The sequence below is a fragment of the Pseudoruegeria sp. SK021 genome (genome assembly GCF_002119405.1).
Lineage (GTDB): Bacteria > Pseudomonadota > Alphaproteobacteria > Rhodobacterales > Rhodobacteraceae > Meridianimarinicoccus.
Genome location: NZ_MTBG01000048.1, coordinates 1 through 15,680 on the forward strand (window position 1 = coordinate 1; position 15,680 = coordinate 15,680).

The 15,680-nt window shown below is 58.3% G+C and carries 10 protein-coding genes and 6 pseudogenes; 10 read left to right on the top strand and 6 right to left on the bottom strand.

Annotated elements, in window-relative coordinates:
* On the top strand, positions 1 to 1,118 hold a 1,118-nt coding region (locus BV911_RS16985; RefSeq protein ID WP_086054789.1), incomplete at its 5' end, for an IS66 family transposase.
* A 156-nt stretch (positions 1,119 to 1,274) separates the two neighbouring features.
* On the opposite strand, the gene BV911_RS16990 is transcribed toward BV911_RS16985, so the two are convergent.
* Both BV911_RS16990 and BV911_RS16995 read right to left on the bottom strand, forming a co-directional pair.
* Positions 1,275 to 2,381 carry an acyltransferase gene (locus BV911_RS16990; RefSeq protein ID WP_139840131.1) on the bottom strand — a complete coding sequence of 369 codons (1,107 nt, stop codon included), beginning with the start codon at positions 2,379 to 2,381 and terminating at the stop codon, positions 1,275 to 1,277.
* A gap of 276 nt (positions 2,382 to 2,657) precedes the next feature.
* Positions 2,658 to 3,179, bottom strand: coding sequence for a transposase (locus BV911_RS16995; RefSeq protein ID WP_371588311.1), 522 nt, complete (start codon positions 3,177 to 3,179; stop codon positions 2,658 to 2,660).
* A gap of 7 nt (positions 3,180 to 3,186) precedes the next feature.
* On the opposite strand from BV911_RS16995, the pseudogene BV911_RS19265 reads away from it, so the two are divergent.
* From BV911_RS19265 to BV911_RS17005, 3 genes and pseudogenes are all read left to right on the top strand, one after another.
* A pseudogene (locus tag BV911_RS19265) lies at positions 3,187 to 3,300 on the top strand (transposase); the annotation flags it as partial.
* A gap of 26 nt (positions 3,301 to 3,326) precedes the next feature.
* Positions 3,327 to 3,804 (top strand): annotated as a pseudogene (locus BV911_RS17000) (integrase core domain-containing protein); the annotation flags it as partial.
* Between the two features lie 490 nt (positions 3,805 to 4,294).
* Positions 4,295 to 5,578, top strand: a complete 1,284-nt coding sequence (locus BV911_RS17005; protein ID WP_086054791.1) for a hypothetical protein — start codon at positions 4,295 to 4,297, stop codon at positions 5,576 to 5,578.
* 231 nt (positions 5,579 to 5,809) lie between these two features.
* Here the strand turns inward: BV911_RS17005 and BV911_RS17010 are convergent.
* Both BV911_RS17010 and BV911_RS17015 read right to left on the bottom strand, forming a co-directional pair.
* A pseudogene (locus tag BV911_RS17010) lies at positions 5,810 to 7,456 on the bottom strand (IS1634 family transposase).
* Positions 7,457 to 7,849: 393 nt separating this feature from the next.
* The gene (locus BV911_RS17015; RefSeq protein WP_086054792.1) at positions 7,850 to 8,944 is read right to left on the bottom strand and encodes an acyltransferase family protein; all 1,095 of its coding nucleotides are present in this window, start codon (positions 8,942 to 8,944) and stop codon (positions 7,850 to 7,852) included.
* 582 nt (positions 8,945 to 9,526) lie between these two features.
* On the opposite strand from BV911_RS17015, the gene BV911_RS20085 reads away from it, so the two are divergent.
* From BV911_RS20085 to BV911_RS17030, 3 genes are all read left to right on the top strand, one after another.
* Positions 9,527 to 10,189, top strand: a complete 663-nt coding sequence (locus BV911_RS20085; RefSeq protein ID WP_086054793.1) for a plasmid pRiA4b ORF-3 family protein — start codon at positions 9,527 to 9,529, stop codon at positions 10,187 to 10,189.
* Positions 10,190 to 10,305: 116 nt separating this feature from the next.
* A complete protein-coding gene (locus tag BV911_RS17025; RefSeq protein WP_086054794.1) occupies positions 10,306 to 10,884 on the top strand; it encodes a recombinase family protein in 579 nt (192 codons plus the stop codon).
* Positions 10,885 to 10,899: 15 nt separating this feature from the next.
* A complete protein-coding gene (locus BV911_RS17030; protein ID WP_086054795.1) occupies positions 10,900 to 12,285 on the top strand; it encodes an ISKra4 family transposase in 1,386 nt (461 codons plus the stop codon).
* Between the two features lie 97 nt (positions 12,286 to 12,382).
* Here BV911_RS17030 and BV911_RS20270 read toward each other — a convergent pair whose 3' ends face one another.
* Together BV911_RS20270 and BV911_RS17040 are read right to left on the bottom strand one after the other, a co-directional pair.
* On the bottom strand, positions 12,383 to 12,661 hold the full coding sequence (locus BV911_RS20270; RefSeq protein ID WP_086054796.1) for a DUF6429 family protein: 279 nt from the start codon (positions 12,659 to 12,661) through the stop codon (positions 12,383 to 12,385).
* A pseudogene (locus BV911_RS17040) lies at positions 12,658 to 13,267 on the bottom strand (recombinase family protein). The gene BV911_RS20270 and the pseudogene BV911_RS17040 overlap by 4 nt, the downstream one beginning before the upstream one ends.
* Before the next feature lie 120 nt (positions 13,268 to 13,387).
* On the opposite strand from BV911_RS17040, the pseudogene BV911_RS17045 reads away from it, so the two are divergent.
* The 3 genes and pseudogenes from BV911_RS17045 to BV911_RS17055 form a co-directional block, all read left to right on the top strand.
* Positions 13,388 to 14,914, top strand: a pseudogene (locus tag BV911_RS17045) (DUF4158 domain-containing protein); the annotation flags it as partial.
* 73 nt (positions 14,915 to 14,987) lie between these two features.
* Positions 14,988 to 15,482 carry a transposase gene (locus tag BV911_RS17050; RefSeq protein WP_086054797.1) on the top strand — a complete coding sequence of 165 codons (495 nt, stop codon included), beginning with the start codon at positions 14,988 to 14,990 and terminating at the stop codon, positions 15,480 to 15,482.
* Positions 15,479 to 15,680, top strand: a pseudogene (locus BV911_RS17055) (helix-turn-helix domain-containing protein); the annotation flags it as partial. The gene BV911_RS17050 and the pseudogene BV911_RS17055, both read left to right, overlap by 4 nt.

Below are 15,680 nucleotides of genomic sequence, written 5' to 3' on the forward strand. Positions count from 1 at the left end.
CCGGTCACTTCGTCGTGCGGCGGTTCATCCGCCCCCGCATGGCCTGCACCTGCTGTGAAGCATTCGCCCAGGCCCCGCTGCCGTCCCGCCTGATCGAACGCGGACGGCCCGGTCCCGGCCTCGTGTCGCACATGCTGGTCGGTAAGTATTGCGATCACCTGCCGCTCGAGCGGCAGTCCAAGATCTACGCCCGCGAAGGGGTCGATTTGCACCGCTCCACGCTGAGCGACTGGGTCGGGCGCACGACGGCCCTGCTGGAACCCATGGCCGAACACATCGGCAAACTGGTCCGGGCGGGGCCAGCCCTGTTTGCGGACGACACCCCTGTCAAACTGCAGGTGCGCGCCAACACAACGAAGACCAAAACTGCCCGGCTCTGGAGTTATGTCCGGGACGAACGCCCGTGGTTCGGGGTGGCACCACCCTGCGCCTGGTATCAGTTCAGCGTCGATCGTAAGGGCGAACACCCCGCCAACCATCTCGCGGGCTATACCGGCACGGTCCATGCCGACGGCTTCGCCGGGTTCAATGGCCTGTTTGGCGTGGGCAAGGCTGACGAACAGGCCTGCATGGTCCATGTGCGCCGCAAATTTGTCGATGAGGTCGAGCGCGCCGGCTCTCCCATTGCCCAACAGGCGATTAAACAGATTGCGCAGCTTTACGCTGTCGAGAAGGAGGCGCGAGGGAAATCCCCAGAGGAGCGTGCGGCCCTGCGGCTGGCCAAGGCCAAGCCTGCCTTCGACGATCTGGAACTTTGGCTGCAGGCACAACTGCGCAAGATCTCCGGCAAGACCAAATTGACCGAAGCCATCTGCTATGCCCTGAACCGTATGCCCAAAGCCCGCGGTTATCTCGACGACGGCCGCCTCGAACTCGACAACAACATCTGCGAGCGGTCGATCCGCCCCATTGCCCTCGGCCGCAAGAATTACCTGTTCATGGGGTCAATCGGCGGCGGAAAAGCCGCCGCCATCGCCTACACGCTTATCGAGACCGCCAAGATGAACGACGTCGACCCCGAAGCGTGGCTCACATGGGTCCTCCAGCGCCTGCCTGATCACAAGATCAATCGCATCGACGATCTCATGCCGTGGAACTGGCAGCCCGAAAGGGCCTGAAACCGCGGCTCAACCGGACACTTACGGAGCGCTCCCCGTTGGGCCAGTTGTCAGGCCAGCATATCCGCTACGATTTCTAGCAGATGCCGCCCAAACGCGGCCCACAGATGAAGCTTATTTCAGAAGTCCCTCAACGGCTTGGCGGACATGATCCCGTTATCGAAGTCTGAAGCCGAGCATAGGTTCGGAGCGATTTTTTTTTGGCTTCTTCGCCGACTTTCCTTGGAGAAATATCGGCAGAGGCATGCGCAGAGCATTGATCAGCGCATGCAACGGAAACACGAGAGCAAACATCAGCATCGGAGCCATGAAGAAATAGAACAAATAGGACGGCCCCATTAACGACAGTCCGAGCGGAGCCATTGCGATCCAGATCAGCTTGGCAAGGAGCGCATGGCTGAGGTAGGCAAGGAAGGCGACTGGCTCAAGGTGATCAAAGAAGGCCTGTAGCCTCTTACTATGGCCAATCAGGACGGCAACGGCAATCACAGCAAACACCAGCATCCCTCGTCTGGCAATATTCTGAATGTCGCTCACGGGCCCGCCATGCGTTTCAAGAAGATAGTGACAGGCCAGCAGGACCGTGCCGCTGCCCAAGATGCCGAAGAAGAAGACGGGCGGCTTCGCGAGAGAACTCAACGGAATGTGTTGGGCGCGCAAGGTGCATCCTGCCAACATGAACAGAAGAATTGTCGGCCGAAAGATGATCGGATCGGTCAACTTGAAGATCGTCACGACGAAAACCACACCTAAAGCGACCCAGAGGTAGTCACGAATATATCGCCAAGTCAGAACAATAATCGCTGTCGAGACGAAGAGATCGCGCAGAAAAAACAAGGACAGATTAATACTTGGTCCAAATAAGCCAGTGAGCGCATTGACAAGTGCAGACGGCGTCAAAGGCGGAAGTTCTCGGCTGAAGGAGGCACCGATAGCCGCAGCCCCCAGAAGCGCAATCAGCATGATCAAATTCCACGTCACCATCGGAGCGAGCAAGACACGAGCCCGGTCTTTCAAGATTTGTGCTGGAGAATACTTGCAGAGCGCCCCGACTAAAAGGAACCCGCTGACCAAGCTCAGAGCGGCTACGCTGGCGCGTCCCAAAAAGTCGAGCCAGACAACCCCTATGATTGCGCCATGACCTTCTGTGAGGAAGGAGTCACGAGATGGACCAGGAAAGACATGAACCGACATCATAAAAAAAATGCAAAGCACCCTAGCCACCCTAATAACGGCGCTATCTTGTGCGTGAACTGCTAACATAACCGATACCTCTACCACTTACTCGGTCCGCCAGCTTCTTTCAGATGGGCAAGCTGACATCGGAAACCTGAACCGTTCCCTACACGATAACATATTCCTAGAAGCAGCGCGCGGAGACACATTCGCCACTGCCGGGCTCCGCATCAAGAAACCACAGCCCTTAAAACAGGCGCGCCGACCCTCCAAGCTGATAATCGCGGCGCACAGAAAAAACGGTGCAAATTTGCCGACCAAAAGTATCCGTCTGGTCTGACTGGTGTTGACTTATTCCTGCGTTCAGTTCCAGGGCATGAGGTCTTCGAGCTGGGTCATTTTGTGGTCTGCGACGCGGGCGAGGACCCAGCGCAGCCATGCTTTGGGGTCGATCTTGTTCATGCGACAGGTTTCAATGAGGGTGTAGGCGATGGCAGCGGCGTCCCCACCGCCCTTTGACCCCATGAACAGGTAATTTTTGCGGCCCAGAGTCACCAGCCTGATTGATCGCTCGCAGATATTGTTGTCCAGCTCAAGTTGCCCGTCTTCGAGATATGCGCGGGCTTTGGGCATGCGGCCGAGCGCGTATCGGATGGCCGCTGCGAGGCTCGATTTGCCGGAGATTTTGGGGAGTTGCAGCGCGAGCCAGGCCTCGAGATCGTCGAAGATCAGCTTTGCCTTTTCTTGCCGCAGGGCCGCGCGGTCTTCAGCCGGTGTGTAACGGGCCTCTTTTTCCACAGCATACAGAGCGGCTATGCGCTTGATTGCCTCTTCAGCGATGGCGGAGCCTTCGCTTTCATAGATATCGACAAACTTGCGGCGCACATGAACCATGGCCGAAGCGATCCGCCACGCACTCGGCCGCCTGCCAAAGGCGCGTCCATACCTCGACACCGGGCTTCTGGAACTGGACAACAACATCTGTGAACGGTCAATCAGGCCCCTGACGAAGCGTGTTCCATTATGAACTCCATCATTGCCTGGAAACTCTGCCCAAACATGCGGGCTGAGATGTCACCAACACGATCGAGTTGGCCCTGACGGCATCAGGCTGCGACCAGGCCATGGTCCGACACAAACCCCGTCTGCTCAGCGACAACGGATCCTGTTACATCTCTGGCGATCTGGCCAAATGTGTGGAGGATCAGAAGATGGACCATGTCCGCGGAGCGCCATTCCACCCGCAAACCCAGGGCAAGATCAAACGCTGGCATCAAACGATGAAAACCGGGTCCTGCTGGAGAACTACTATCTTCCCGGCCATCTCGAACGTCAGATCGGCGCCTTCGTCGACCACTACAACAATCAGCGATACCACGAGAGCCTGAACAATGTCACACCAGCCGACGTCTACTTTGATCGGGACAAAGCCATTCTAAGAGAAAGGGAGAAAATCAAGAAACAGACAATCCAATGCCGCCGCTTGCAACATCAAAAACAAGCCGCATAATCAATCACGCAACCGAACCAGAGCCTCCCACGTTCAAGCAGCTCTGATGTCCCATTTTATATGACGACGGACAATCCGTCACGCCCGCCGCCAACCAAACCCGCGTATTAGGAGAGTACCCCAAAGCGTGGGGCAGCGGTCCGATTCTGGCAGCGGATTTTCAATGAGATGACAAGATTTAGCTGCATACATTTGCATTTTTGGCAGGGTCTGTGTGTAGTGCCCCACGCTTTGGGGTACTCTCCTTAGTTGATGATTTTCGTACAAATATCAAAGCCGAAAGTCCGGTTTTAAGAAACATTTTTGCGCTTTTGTGGGGGCGTTTGACAAAACTCGAAGATATCAAGAATGGCGCAACAATGTCCGACGTCAGCCCCAGCCCGTCGGTTGAGATTGTTTCGACAGATTGTACCGGTGATCAGGTAGCAATCGAGCAGCGTGGACCGAGGTCTTTTGATGCAGATGGCAGCCCCACAAACGAGGCGCGCGGATGTTGAGAGCCATCGTAGTCTTTCTTATTCTGGTGCTTTTTGCGGCCCCTATTGGTCTGGCGGTGGCGGCTTTCCAATCCGAACCGCTGTTGACCGAGGCCGCGCAACTGTCGCCTCAGCAGGCGGCAGAAGCCCGCAACGTGGCGCGCCGAATTCGCAACACCACTAGAGGCCAGGATGGCAGTGCCAGCCTCAGCGCCAGTTCCGCCGAGATAGAAGCCCTGCTGGCCACTGGCGGACGGGTTCTGCAACCGCTGCGTGGGCGTACCGAAATCGACGCGGCCGGCCTGTGGGTCGTGGTCTCCGCCCAACTGCCGCGATTGGCTCGGTTGGGCTGGGTCAACCTCTCAATCGCGGTCGCGCCGTCATCCGCGGGAATTGAACTGCATGCGGTGCGGCTAGGACGGCTCGACCTTCCGCCTGGCCCGACGCTGGCGGCGCTGCGGCTGGCACTTGATGCGATCACCAGCGAAGATATCGGCAGCCGACTGATTGGGGCTGTAGAGACTGTCCAGACCGCACCGGGTCTGCTCACCCTGACTTTCGACACAGGAGGGCTGGGTGACGACTCGCTGTTTTCGCAAACCATGGACGGTCTGCGCGAGGCGGTCGGGCTCGGCGATGTCAGCCGGGCCGCGGCCGATTACGCGGCGATGGCACGAGCGGCGCACGACGGCGCATTGCCCGGCGCGGGCAGCGTCGCGCCCTGGCTCGCCTTTACTGCCAACCGGGTCGCTGCAGCCGAAGCCGACGGTGCGGACCGCAACGCCGCCCGGCGTGCTGCGCTGCTGGCTCTGGCGGCCCATTGTGGCGACCGACGGGTGGTGGTCACCATCGCCGGCGACATCACCGGCGGCGGGACCGAAGCCTCGGCCTGCGAGGGCACACGACTGGCCGAGCGCACCGACCTGCGCAAACATTTCATCCTGTCCGCTGCGTTGCAGGCGACCGGGGGCAGCGTTGCCTCCTTCGGGCTTGGGGAGATCAAAGAACTGGTCGACTCTGGTAGTGGCGGATCTGGGTTTTCCTTTGACGACGTTGCGGCCGACCGGGCCGGCATCCGCTTTGCCGAGGTACTGGCCGTGGCCTCGCCGCAGCAGCTTGCGGCCTTGGCCGCTGGCCAAGAAGAAGGCGCGTTTATGCCTGCGATCGTCGGCCTGCCCTCGGGCCTAACCGACGCCGAATTTGCGGCACGCTACCGTAGCGTCGACAGCCCCGCATATGCCGCCCAGATCGACGCCATCGACGCCCGCATCGACGCCCTGTCCGCCTACGCAGACTGAGACCGGGGAAATGGGCGGCCCGCCCCCTTCTAGCAGCGTTAGGTGACGCGTACGGTCTGGCCAAGACAATGGAGCGGACCTTCGTGCTTGACGCAGCTTACGGCAGTTCAGAGCCCTCTTTGCCGATCTTCTGCTCATGCAGCTAGCCGAGGTTCCCCAACTTCGACAGTTAAACCGATAAGTAATTGATACTATTTACGCTGAGTTACGACATTTGCCACAACACGGGGCTCAAGTAGGTTTTGCGAGGCTCAGGGCGTCGAATAATTCGAGTTGTTCTGGCTGTGTTTTGGATATTCCGGTGAAGGTTCTGGGGCCGATGTGCGTAGTATGTTTCTGGATGCGCGCCAGCAGATCGAGAGCAGTCCTGGGGCTCGCGCCATGACCCATGGCACGCAGCCGCATACGCATGACGCGGTAGAGGACCAAGGCGAGGAAGCAGATAAGGGCATGTGCCCTGATCCGGTCAGGCAACCGATGATGCACGGGTGCGATCTCGATGTCGGATTTGAGCACGCGGAAACCACGCTCGATATCTGCAAGGCTTTTGTAGCGCCGGACGGCCTCCGCGGGTGAGATGTCCGGCACATTGGTCAGCAGGGCCAGCTTGCCGTCGAACAATTCGGCTTGCGCGATCGCCTCGGCGTTGAGGGTCCAACTGAACCGGTCTGCGTTCAGGTCAGCTTTGATGAAGCGGGTCAGTTCAGCCTCGGCCACGGCGCGGGCAAAACGGCTATAGGCTCCACGATCGGACGCGCGGCGTCCACGCGCGACCTCTCCGGCATCCTGGTTATCGAGCCGTACGACCATCTTTTCGGCCATGGCTTCCAACTCGGCGATGCGCGCAAGTCGTTTCTGCGACTGCGCCATGGCCCGCTCACGGTCATGCGTGACGATCAGGCGATGGCCGGCGAAGCGCGCCTCGGCCAAGCCGTCTCCATCGAAAGACAGATGTGAGAAGGTCTCGATCAACTCTGTGTATCGCCGCGCCGGTACCGCCAGAATGAATTCGAGAGTGCGGCCGCCGCGTTCCGCGAGGGCCGTAAGCTCAGCGACATTGTCGAGGCTCAGTAGCCCGCGATCCGCGACCAGAACGATCCGTTGGATGGGAAATCTCTGCAACACAGTCTGTAGCATTGACTGAAGGGTTTTCGTCTCAGCCATATTGCCGGGATGAACCGTATGCATCAGCGGAAGGCCTTCGGCCGTTTGCACAACGCCGAGAACGAATTGGCGGGCAATGCCGCCGGTTTCCTTGTTCATCCCGAAGGCGCGCAGATCCTCGTACACGGCCGCTTCACCGTGGATGCGCACGGTGGTCAGATCATAGAAGACGATGGCCAGATCCTGATCCACTAGCGGCCGGATCTGACGTGCGAGCGCCATTTCCACGCCCTCGGCATGCTCCATGAGCGTGTCCATGGCGCGTAGCAGGTGCTGATGGGTCACCTTTGTGGGCATGGCGGGCATCGCCACCGTGTCCAGCTAGCGCAGGCATCCAAGCTTGCTGTCCGGAGCGCAGAGACGATTGAATACCATGGCACGGATCAAGGCCTCAGCGTCGAACTCGCGACGTCCGGATCGCAGGGCACGCTGAAGGGCGCGATCAAAACCTAGGTCTTTCCAAAGCTCGTGAAGCGCGAACACATCACCATAGGATCTGGCGCTTTCGGGAACGACATCGAAGGCTGTGTTTTCGGAACGCCCGAGAACCCTGTTGAGTCCGTTGATAAGAGGATCCAGCTTTTGTGGGGTGAGATCATCGATCCGGCCGAGATTGGCGACCACCCGATGCCGGACCTTCCCGTTGTCATCACGGAAGCCCTCAACAAGTTGCAGGTAGCGGCGTCCGCCAGACTGAGTGATCTTGGTGTACATGCCCCAACGATATCATGCTCTAAGATCAGCTATCAATGATAATAATCTCCATGACGTGCCACAACAAAACTTCGCAAACACGCATCGCCGCACACGCCTAAGCCATTGATTTAATTTCACCGGGCCAATCGGAAAATCCCCAATTACCCTCGAAGGTGTCGAACTTCGGAGGTTCAGATCCGAGCGGCCGTGCTGAACCGGTTCACGGCCCTCGGCATACCAGTCACGAAAACCGTGGGATAAGTGTGTCTGGAGAAAGGGGCACTGCGGCCCGTTTCAGATTTTCGCCACAGCGCCAGCTACGTATAAGGGATCGCTATAGGTGCAGAGGGCGGTTTGTGCACTATACGTGATAGCGTTTACTCACGTCACAAAGTCGCGGGCATCGAATCTTTACTGATCGCCTGTTGGGACGGGCAGGCGGGCAAAATTCCCCGCGAATAGGAATGACAGCGCAGGAATTCGTTGAATAACGCGGATGTGGAACACCACACTCAGCGCAACCACTACCGTTGCTAAAATCAACAGAGCTACAAGGCCAAGGTCGTTTGCGCGAATTCCAAATACGGATACGATTGAAATTAGAAAGACTGGGTGAAACAAGTACACCGTGTAAATCGAATTAGTCATCAACCTAGACAGCGATGTCTGGCGATCGAAAAAGGTTCTAAACAGCCAAATTAGTATCACTACGAGGCAGACCGATAATAGGCCGCGACCGAAGACCCAGGCCGTGCCCCATCCTGGGCCGCGATAAAATAGGCTAAGCGCAAAGCCAAATCCACCGATGGCCAAAAGTGGCAAGCTGATTTTACCGGTTCTTGCAAGTACGGTTCCGCTGTATGCGGCGAGGGCGCCGACGATAAAATACGGAAGGTCCTCAACGAACGGGAAAACCAATCGAGGATAGGAAATAGCGCGCGTTGAAAAATTGAACAAAGCCATGTAGCTCGCATAAAGAAACGCAAACGCCACCGGCGCGATGAACGGCGAATTCGTATTGTCATCACACCACGCTGCAAGCGATTTGACCGATGGCCTGAAGACAATAAACAAAATAATATAGACCATCAAGACCAGCAAAAACCAAAGATGGAGTTCCGGCCCGCCGTGTCTGTTAGACATCAAATTGGTGTAGGCATCTCCTAGAGAATAACTTGAAAACGCCAGATTATTATAAAAGCCTAGCGTGAGGTAGATCGTGATCGGATTTATCAGTACCAGTGTCGCACAGAATGGGATCAATAAGGACCGTGCCCGGTGCTTCAGAAAAACCGATGTCGTGCGTTTTTTTGCAACTAATGCGGCGAAAAAACCTGATACCAGAAAGAACGCTTCCATTCTGAAGACAGTCGACAGGCGAATGATATCTTCGAACAGCCCGTATTCTCCAAAGGCGACAGCATGGTAATACACGCCGAATATCATGCAAAAAACACGCATATTATCTAGGTAAAAAATACGGGTAGTTTGATTAGAGTTTACCATATACTCGTGTTTCAAAATAGGTTAATCGTTAAATACGGCTTTTTAGGTGGAAGACGTTTTTCACCTTACTCCGGATGTCTCTAGTCTACAAGCTGTGTGATGGGTGTGCATCCCGTTGCCTTCCAAACAGCAAACTTCAAAATCTGCCAAAAACCACCCAGACTGTGTGGAAACTCGCTCCCCCAGATGGCCTTGCTGCACAAATCCTGCGTGGGATTCACCACGCGATTCCGATGTGGTAACTGAGCGAGATGAGCATACCCGCAAAGACAGTCTACAAGACAACGACTGGCATGACTACAACCTCGCGCTGAGTCAGCGTGGGTCGCTGACTGATCTTTTCAAGTGCGCCTTCGGCGCAACGATTGGGACCTACGCGACCGCGGAATTCATCGGGGCGCGCAGTACGTGAACTGCAATTCAGACGCCGTATACATGGCCGCAACTGACCGAAAGCCAGACTTGACCGATCCGCCCTTGCCCCGCGGGTGCTATCCATACACGGTTCGAGCGACAATGGCGGAGAGTACCCCAAAGCGTGGGGCAGTTGTGGATTTGAGGGGCGTCTGGCAGTGATATTGGATGCCCGACGACGCGAAAATCTTCCAGCTCAAGATCCGCCTTCTGGGGATCAGCCCGATGATCTGGCGCCGCGTGTTGGTTTCCTCGTTCACCACCTTGCGTGAGTTGCATGGGATCCTTCAGGTTGCGATGGGCTGGGAGGGTATTCACCTGTTTCAGTTCGACATTCGTGCCGTCGAATATGGATCTTGGGAATTGCGTGCCGCGGACCCGGATATTCCGCTGAACGACTTCCGGTTTCGCCGGAACGACCGGATTTCGTACATCTACGATATGGGAGCTTATTGGAAACACGAGGTCCGTGTGGAAGCCATCCTGGATGCGGACCCCAAGAAATCCTATCTAGTTTGCGCCGGCGGCGCGGGCGTGTGTCCGCCCGAAGATTGCGGCGGGCCCCAAGACTACTTGGCGCGGCGGGATGAGGCCAATGGCTATGACGCCTGGCAGGACCTGGAGGCTTTAGCGTCCTTTGGCCAAGAGCTGCTGGACCATCATAACACGGGCCAGACGTTGGAGGATCTGCCGTTGGATGATCTGGAATATGTTCTGGATCGGATGAAGGCCCGAGAGCCGTACCTTGAAGCGTCCTTCACTCGGCGCAACGTAAATGCTCAGCTTCGCGAGGGCCGTCACCGAAAACTGATGCACCAGCAGCTGATCTGAGCTGTCCGTTAAGGACCGGTTTTGAACAGGGCGTGGGGTGCTGTTCAAAGGTTAGCTTGACGGACTATAGGACATAGGCAGGATTATGGACATCCATTTCTTTACAGAAAGCTGATATGTCCAGAACCTTCGCCTACGCCCGGGTGTCGACCTTTGATCAGACGACACAGAACCAAGTCGCTGAGATCGAAACGGCCGGGTTCAAAGTTGAGCCGCACCGCATTGTCACTGAAACCATCTCGGGGTCCGTTGCCATTGCGCGGCGCAAGGGCTTTGCCCGTTTGCTCGAGAAGATGGAACAGGGGGATGTGCTGATCGTCACCAAGCTCGACCGGCTGGGACGCGATGCCATTGATGTGTCCAGCACTGTCGCGCGGCTTGAGGCGCTTGGCATCCGCATTCACTGTCTTGCCCTGGGCGGGGTGGACCTGACCAGTTCCGCCGGAAAGCTCACCATGGGTGTGATCAATGCGGTCGCCCAGTTTGAGCGCGATCTTCTGATTGAGCGCACACAGGCTGGTCTGGCCCGCGCAAAATCGGAAGGGAAAGTCCTAGGCCGCCCGCCCGCACTCTCTGGTGAACAACAAGAGCGCATACGGCAAAGGCTGGCCAATGGTGAAAGCGTCTCGGCCATCGCGCGGGACATCAAAACCAGCAGACAAACAGTCATGAGAGCACGCGACGCCGCCAAGTGAGAAGGATCACCAGAGATGGACATATCGGTCAAGATAGCGATCACCGCCCCAAACGGGGTGGTGCATGAACATGACATCGCCGTCCTCAATAAGGGGTATGAGCGTGTCGCCGAGATCGGGCTGTCCATTGAAGAAAGCAAGGGGCTTTTGCTAAAACTGCAGCACGAGATTGTTGCGGCCCAAACCAAGGCATTCTGCGTCGTGAGGTCCACTTGTCCATGCTGTGCAGGCAGGCTTCGGCGCAAGGGCAGCAAGCACGTTCAGTATCGAACCGTTTTCGGCGACATCACGGTAGACAGCCCGCGCTTCTATCATTGCAAATGCCATGCCGGGTCTGCCAAAACGTTCAGCCCGCTGACAGAGCTGCTGCCCGATCATGTCGCGCCAGAAATGCTCTGGCTGGAAACGAAATGGGCGTCTCTGGTGTCCTTCGGCGTGACCGTGGGCTTGCTCAAAGACGTGTTGCCAATCGGCGCGCGCCTGAATGCGGAAACCCTGCGCAGGCATCTGGCGCGTGTTGCAATGCGCATGGAGGATGAATTGGCCGATGAGCGGTACAGTTTTATTGAAACCAACGCCTATGATCGGGAACACCTTCCCGCCCCGGAAGGTCCGATCACGGTTGGCCTCGACGGCGGATATGTCCGGTCACGTGAAAAAGGCCAATCCCACTTTGAGGTCACCGTTGGAAAGTCCATCCCCACAGATCGACAGGACCGCTACCTTGGCCTTGTGCAAAGCCATGATGAAAAACCTAAACGGCGGTTGCATGACATTCTGAAAGATCAGGGCTGGCAGGAAAATCAGCAAGTTACTTTCATGACTGGTGGCGGCGACACCGTCATCAAGATCGCTCTGGATATGGCTCCGGCGTCTGAGCATCTTCTGGATTGGTTCCATGTCACGATGCGCCTCACCGTGATGCAGCAGTATGTCAAAGGTCTCGCCCATCTAAGCCCGGACGAGGCCGAGGACATGTCCAGAGCGCTTCGCCAAATCAAAGGATATCTGTGGAACGGCAATCTCACTGACGGACTGGTGGCCATCAATGATCTGATCATGGACCTTGACGACATTGAAACGGACTACGCCAGCATCAAGGCCCTGCGAAAAACGGCCGCTGAATTCCAGACCTACATCGCCAACAACGCTTGGATGATCCCGAACTACGCAGAACGGCGGCGCTATGGCGAACGTGTTTCCACCGGCTTTGTCGAAAGCACTGTCAACACGGTCGTGGGCAAGCGCTTCTGCAAATGCCAGCAGATGCGCTGGTCAAAGACCGGGGCACACCTCATGCTCCAGACCCGCACGCGCACGCTCGACGGCACTCTGCGCACGAAGTTCCAGCAATGGTATCCAGGCATGAAACCCGAGGGAGAACAGAAAATGGCAGCGTGATTGCCCCACGCTTTGGGGTACTCTCACAATGGCGGGGCCGTTTGCGGGAGAGTGTGGAATCCTACACTAAGGCAGATACGGCTCGCCTTGGGTTCGTTCACGCCTTGGGTTCGCCCTCCTTGCCGAACAACCGATGCAGAAGCTGCTCGGATCGCTCCAGCCCCTCGTCTGTGAAAGCGACCGATTTTGCTTTTCCCACCGGGTCAGTGATCCATCCTTTCCGGTGCAACCGGTCCATGCTGTCCCAGTCGAACCCCTTCCAGGCGCGCCGGCCGTCGTGAAGGGTCAGGCGCAGGAGCGCCAACACGGCCGCGTCGATCTTGTCTTCGTCGAGATCCATGGCGTTCGTTTCTCCCTCAAGACCTTCGGGCGTCATGCGCCGAGCAACCGTTTCCCGTTCTCGCGCAGGTTTCCCTTCGGATCGACATATCGGTAGAGCGTCACAGGCCTGATCCTCAGCTCCTTGCAGAGTTCGGAGACGGAGGTGTCCCGGTTGGCCATCGCGGCCTGCGCCATGCGCAGCTGAGCCTTGGTCAGGGCGAACTTGCGACCGCCTTTCCGACCCCGCGCGCGCGGCGGTAAGCCCAGCCATGGTCCGTTCCCGGATGAGCTCGCTCTCGAACTCCGCGAGGGAGGCGAAAATGCCGAAGGACAGCCGTCCGTGGGCTGTGGTCGTGTCGATCTGGGCACCCTGACCGGTCAGCACCTTCAGGCCGACGCTGCGCTCGGAGAGGCCGGCGACCGTCTTCACCAGATGGTGCAGGCTGCGCCCCAAGCGATCGAGTTTCCAGATAACCAACACGTCGCTGTCGCGCAGAGCCTTCAGACACGCATCCAGCCCCGGTCGCTCGTCCTTCTTGCCGGAAGCCCGGTCCAAGTAGATCTGGTTCTCACCAACGCCCGCGGCGATCAGGGCGTCCTGCTGAAGGTCGAGCGACTGGCTACCGTCGGCCTTCGAGACCCGGGCATAGCCGATCAGCATATGTCGCAAACGATCGTTTGAGACAGTAGGCGAAGATCAGCGCTTCTGGCCATTGATACTTTTCCTTAACTCATATCGAAATCAAAGATACGCAATGGAGTAATCGAAAGCAAAAGAAACATGGCCCACCGGACCATCCTCACGCCGAAGCAGCGGGAGGTCCTGTTCGGCCTTCCCGCGGACGAAACGCGGCTGCTCAAGCACTATACGCTATCGGATAAAGATCTCGATCATATCGGCCAGCGCAGGCGTCCGAGAAACCGCCTCGGCTTCGCCTTACAGCTTTGCGCGCTGCGCTATCCCGGACGCGCTCTGCTGCCGGGTGAGGTCATCCAAGTCGAGATCACTGACTTTCTTGCCGCACAACTTGGCCTCAAGGACGCCGACCTCGACGCCTATGCCTCCCGCGAAGAAACGCGGCACGAGCACATGGCCAGTCTGCGTCAGCTCTACGGCTACAGGACCTTCTCCGGCCGCGGTGCCCGCGACCTGAAGCTCTGGCTCGACGGCCAGGCCGAGCACGCCGTTTCCAACGAGGACATCGCCCGCCGCTTCGTCGAGGAATGCCGGAGAACCCTGACCATCCTCCCCGCCATATCCACCATCGAGCGTCTCTGCGCCGACGCGCTCGTCGCCGCTGAGAAACGGATCGAGACGAGGATTGCGGATCGCTTGAGCGATGACGAATGCGCGGTCCTGGATGATTTGCTGTCGGAGATGATCGAGGACCGGCTGACCCGGTTTGTCTGGCTGCGCAAGTTCGAGATCGGGAACAATTCGGCCGCCGCACGTCGGCTGCTCGATCGGCTCGATAATCTCCGTCAAATCGACGTTTCTCCGGATGTGTTCCATGGCGTTCCGGATCATCGCATCACCCGCCTGCGTCGGCAGGGCGAACGTTACTTTGCGGACGGATTACGCGATTTGCCAGACGACCGCCGCCATGCAATCCTTGCTGTCTGCGTGTCGGAATGGCGACGCGCGATCGCCGATGCCGTGGTCGAGACACATGACCGGATCGTCGGCAGGACCTGGCGGGAGGCCGCCCGGCTGTGCGATGACCGCATGGTCGGGGCGCAACCGGCGGTCCGACAGACCTTGCGGTCGTTCCGGGATATGGGAACGGCCCTTCTCGAAGCGAAGAACGACGACGCATCCCTTGAGGATGCCATCTCGTCCAGTCCGGGATGGACGGATTTGCAGGCTCTCGTCGCCGTCGCGGCCCGATTGACGGATACGTTGTCGTCGGACCCGATTGCCCATGTCGTGCAGGGGCATAAGCGGTTTCGTCGATACGCCCCCCGGATGCTGCGGCTTCTTGAAATCGACGGGGCGGACGTGGCCAAACCCCTTCTGGACGCGGCCGAGCTGATCCGGTCCGATCGGGCTCACAACCGGCCGACGGATTTTCTGCGGCGCACGTCGAAGTGGCACCGCCACCTGAAGTCCCAGATCGTCGGGGACGGCCGCCTGTGGGAGGTCGCGGTCATGTTCCATCTGCGCGACGCGTTCCGCTCGGGCGATATCTGGCTGGAACGCTCCCGGCGTTACGGCGATCTGAAACAGGTGCTGGTGCCCGCGCAGGCCACAGAGGCGAATGCACGGCTCGCCGTACCCTTCGATCCCGAGGACTGGCTGGCCGATCGCCCGCCCTGTCAGGGAAGTTGTCCGCCGCTCTATTTTTCCTCTACATTTTCGGCGGGCCAGATAGGACGATGACGTGGGATATTCACCCGAACGAAAGGCGGCCGTGCTGAAGCGGATGCTGCCTCCAAACAACCTCTCCGTGCGGCAGCTGTCGCAAGAGGAAGGGATATCGGAGGCGACGCTGCATAAATGGCGCACAGCGGCGCGTGGCAAGGGGCAGCTTCTGCCGGATGCAGAGGCTGGACCTGAGGGCTGGTCTTCGCGGGACAAGTTCGCGGCGGTGCTGGAAACGGCAGCGCTGAACGAGGCTGATCTGGCCGAATATTGCCGCAAACGCGGGCTCTATCCGGCACAGATCACAGCATGGCGGTCAGCGTGTGAACAGGCGAACGATTGGGATCGCGCCAGCACAGCGCGCCTTGGTCTAGCCACAAAGGAAGAGAAGAAACGGATCAAAGAGTTGGAACGCGACCTTGCCCGAAAGGACCGCGCCTTGGCCGAGACCGCAGCGCTTCTGGTTCTCAGAAAAAAGGCCGTGGCGATCCGGGGGGGCGACGAGGACGCATGATCAGCACCCCACATCGCCAAACCGCCATCGCCCTGATCGATGAGGCTGTCTGTGCTGGCGCGCGACGCCCCAAAGCCTGTGCCGAGTTGGAGATCAGCGATCGCACCCTGCGGCGCTGGACAAACGGCGGCCAGGTGCAGCCGGATCAGCGCCCCCTCGTGCAACGCCCGGGCCCCGCCAACAAGCTGAGCCCGGGCG

Coding starts and splice junctions, on each gene's coding strand:
- BV911_RS20270 (WP_086054796.1), bottom strand. CDS start 12,661: ATGACGCCCGAAGGTCTTGAGGGAGAAACGAACGCCATGGATCTCGAC.
- BV911_RS20085 (WP_086054793.1), top strand. CDS start 9,527: ATGCCCGACGACGCGAAAATCTTCCAGCTCAAGATCCGCCTTCTGGGG.
- BV911_RS17030 (WP_086054795.1), top strand. CDS start 10,900: ATGGACATATCGGTCAAGATAGCGATCACCGCCCCAAACGGGGTGGTG.
- BV911_RS17015 (WP_086054792.1), bottom strand. CDS start 8,944: ATGGTAAACTCTAATCAAACTACCCGTATTTTTTACCTAGATAATATG.
- BV911_RS17005 (WP_086054791.1), top strand. CDS start 4,295: ATGTTGAGAGCCATCGTAGTCTTTCTTATTCTGGTGCTTTTTGCGGCC.
- BV911_RS17025 (WP_086054794.1), top strand. CDS start 10,306: ATGTCCAGAACCTTCGCCTACGCCCGGGTGTCGACCTTTGATCAGACG.
- BV911_RS16990 (WP_139840131.1), bottom strand. CDS start 2,381: ATGTTAGCAGTTCACGCACAAGATAGCGCCGTTATTAGGGTGGCTAGG.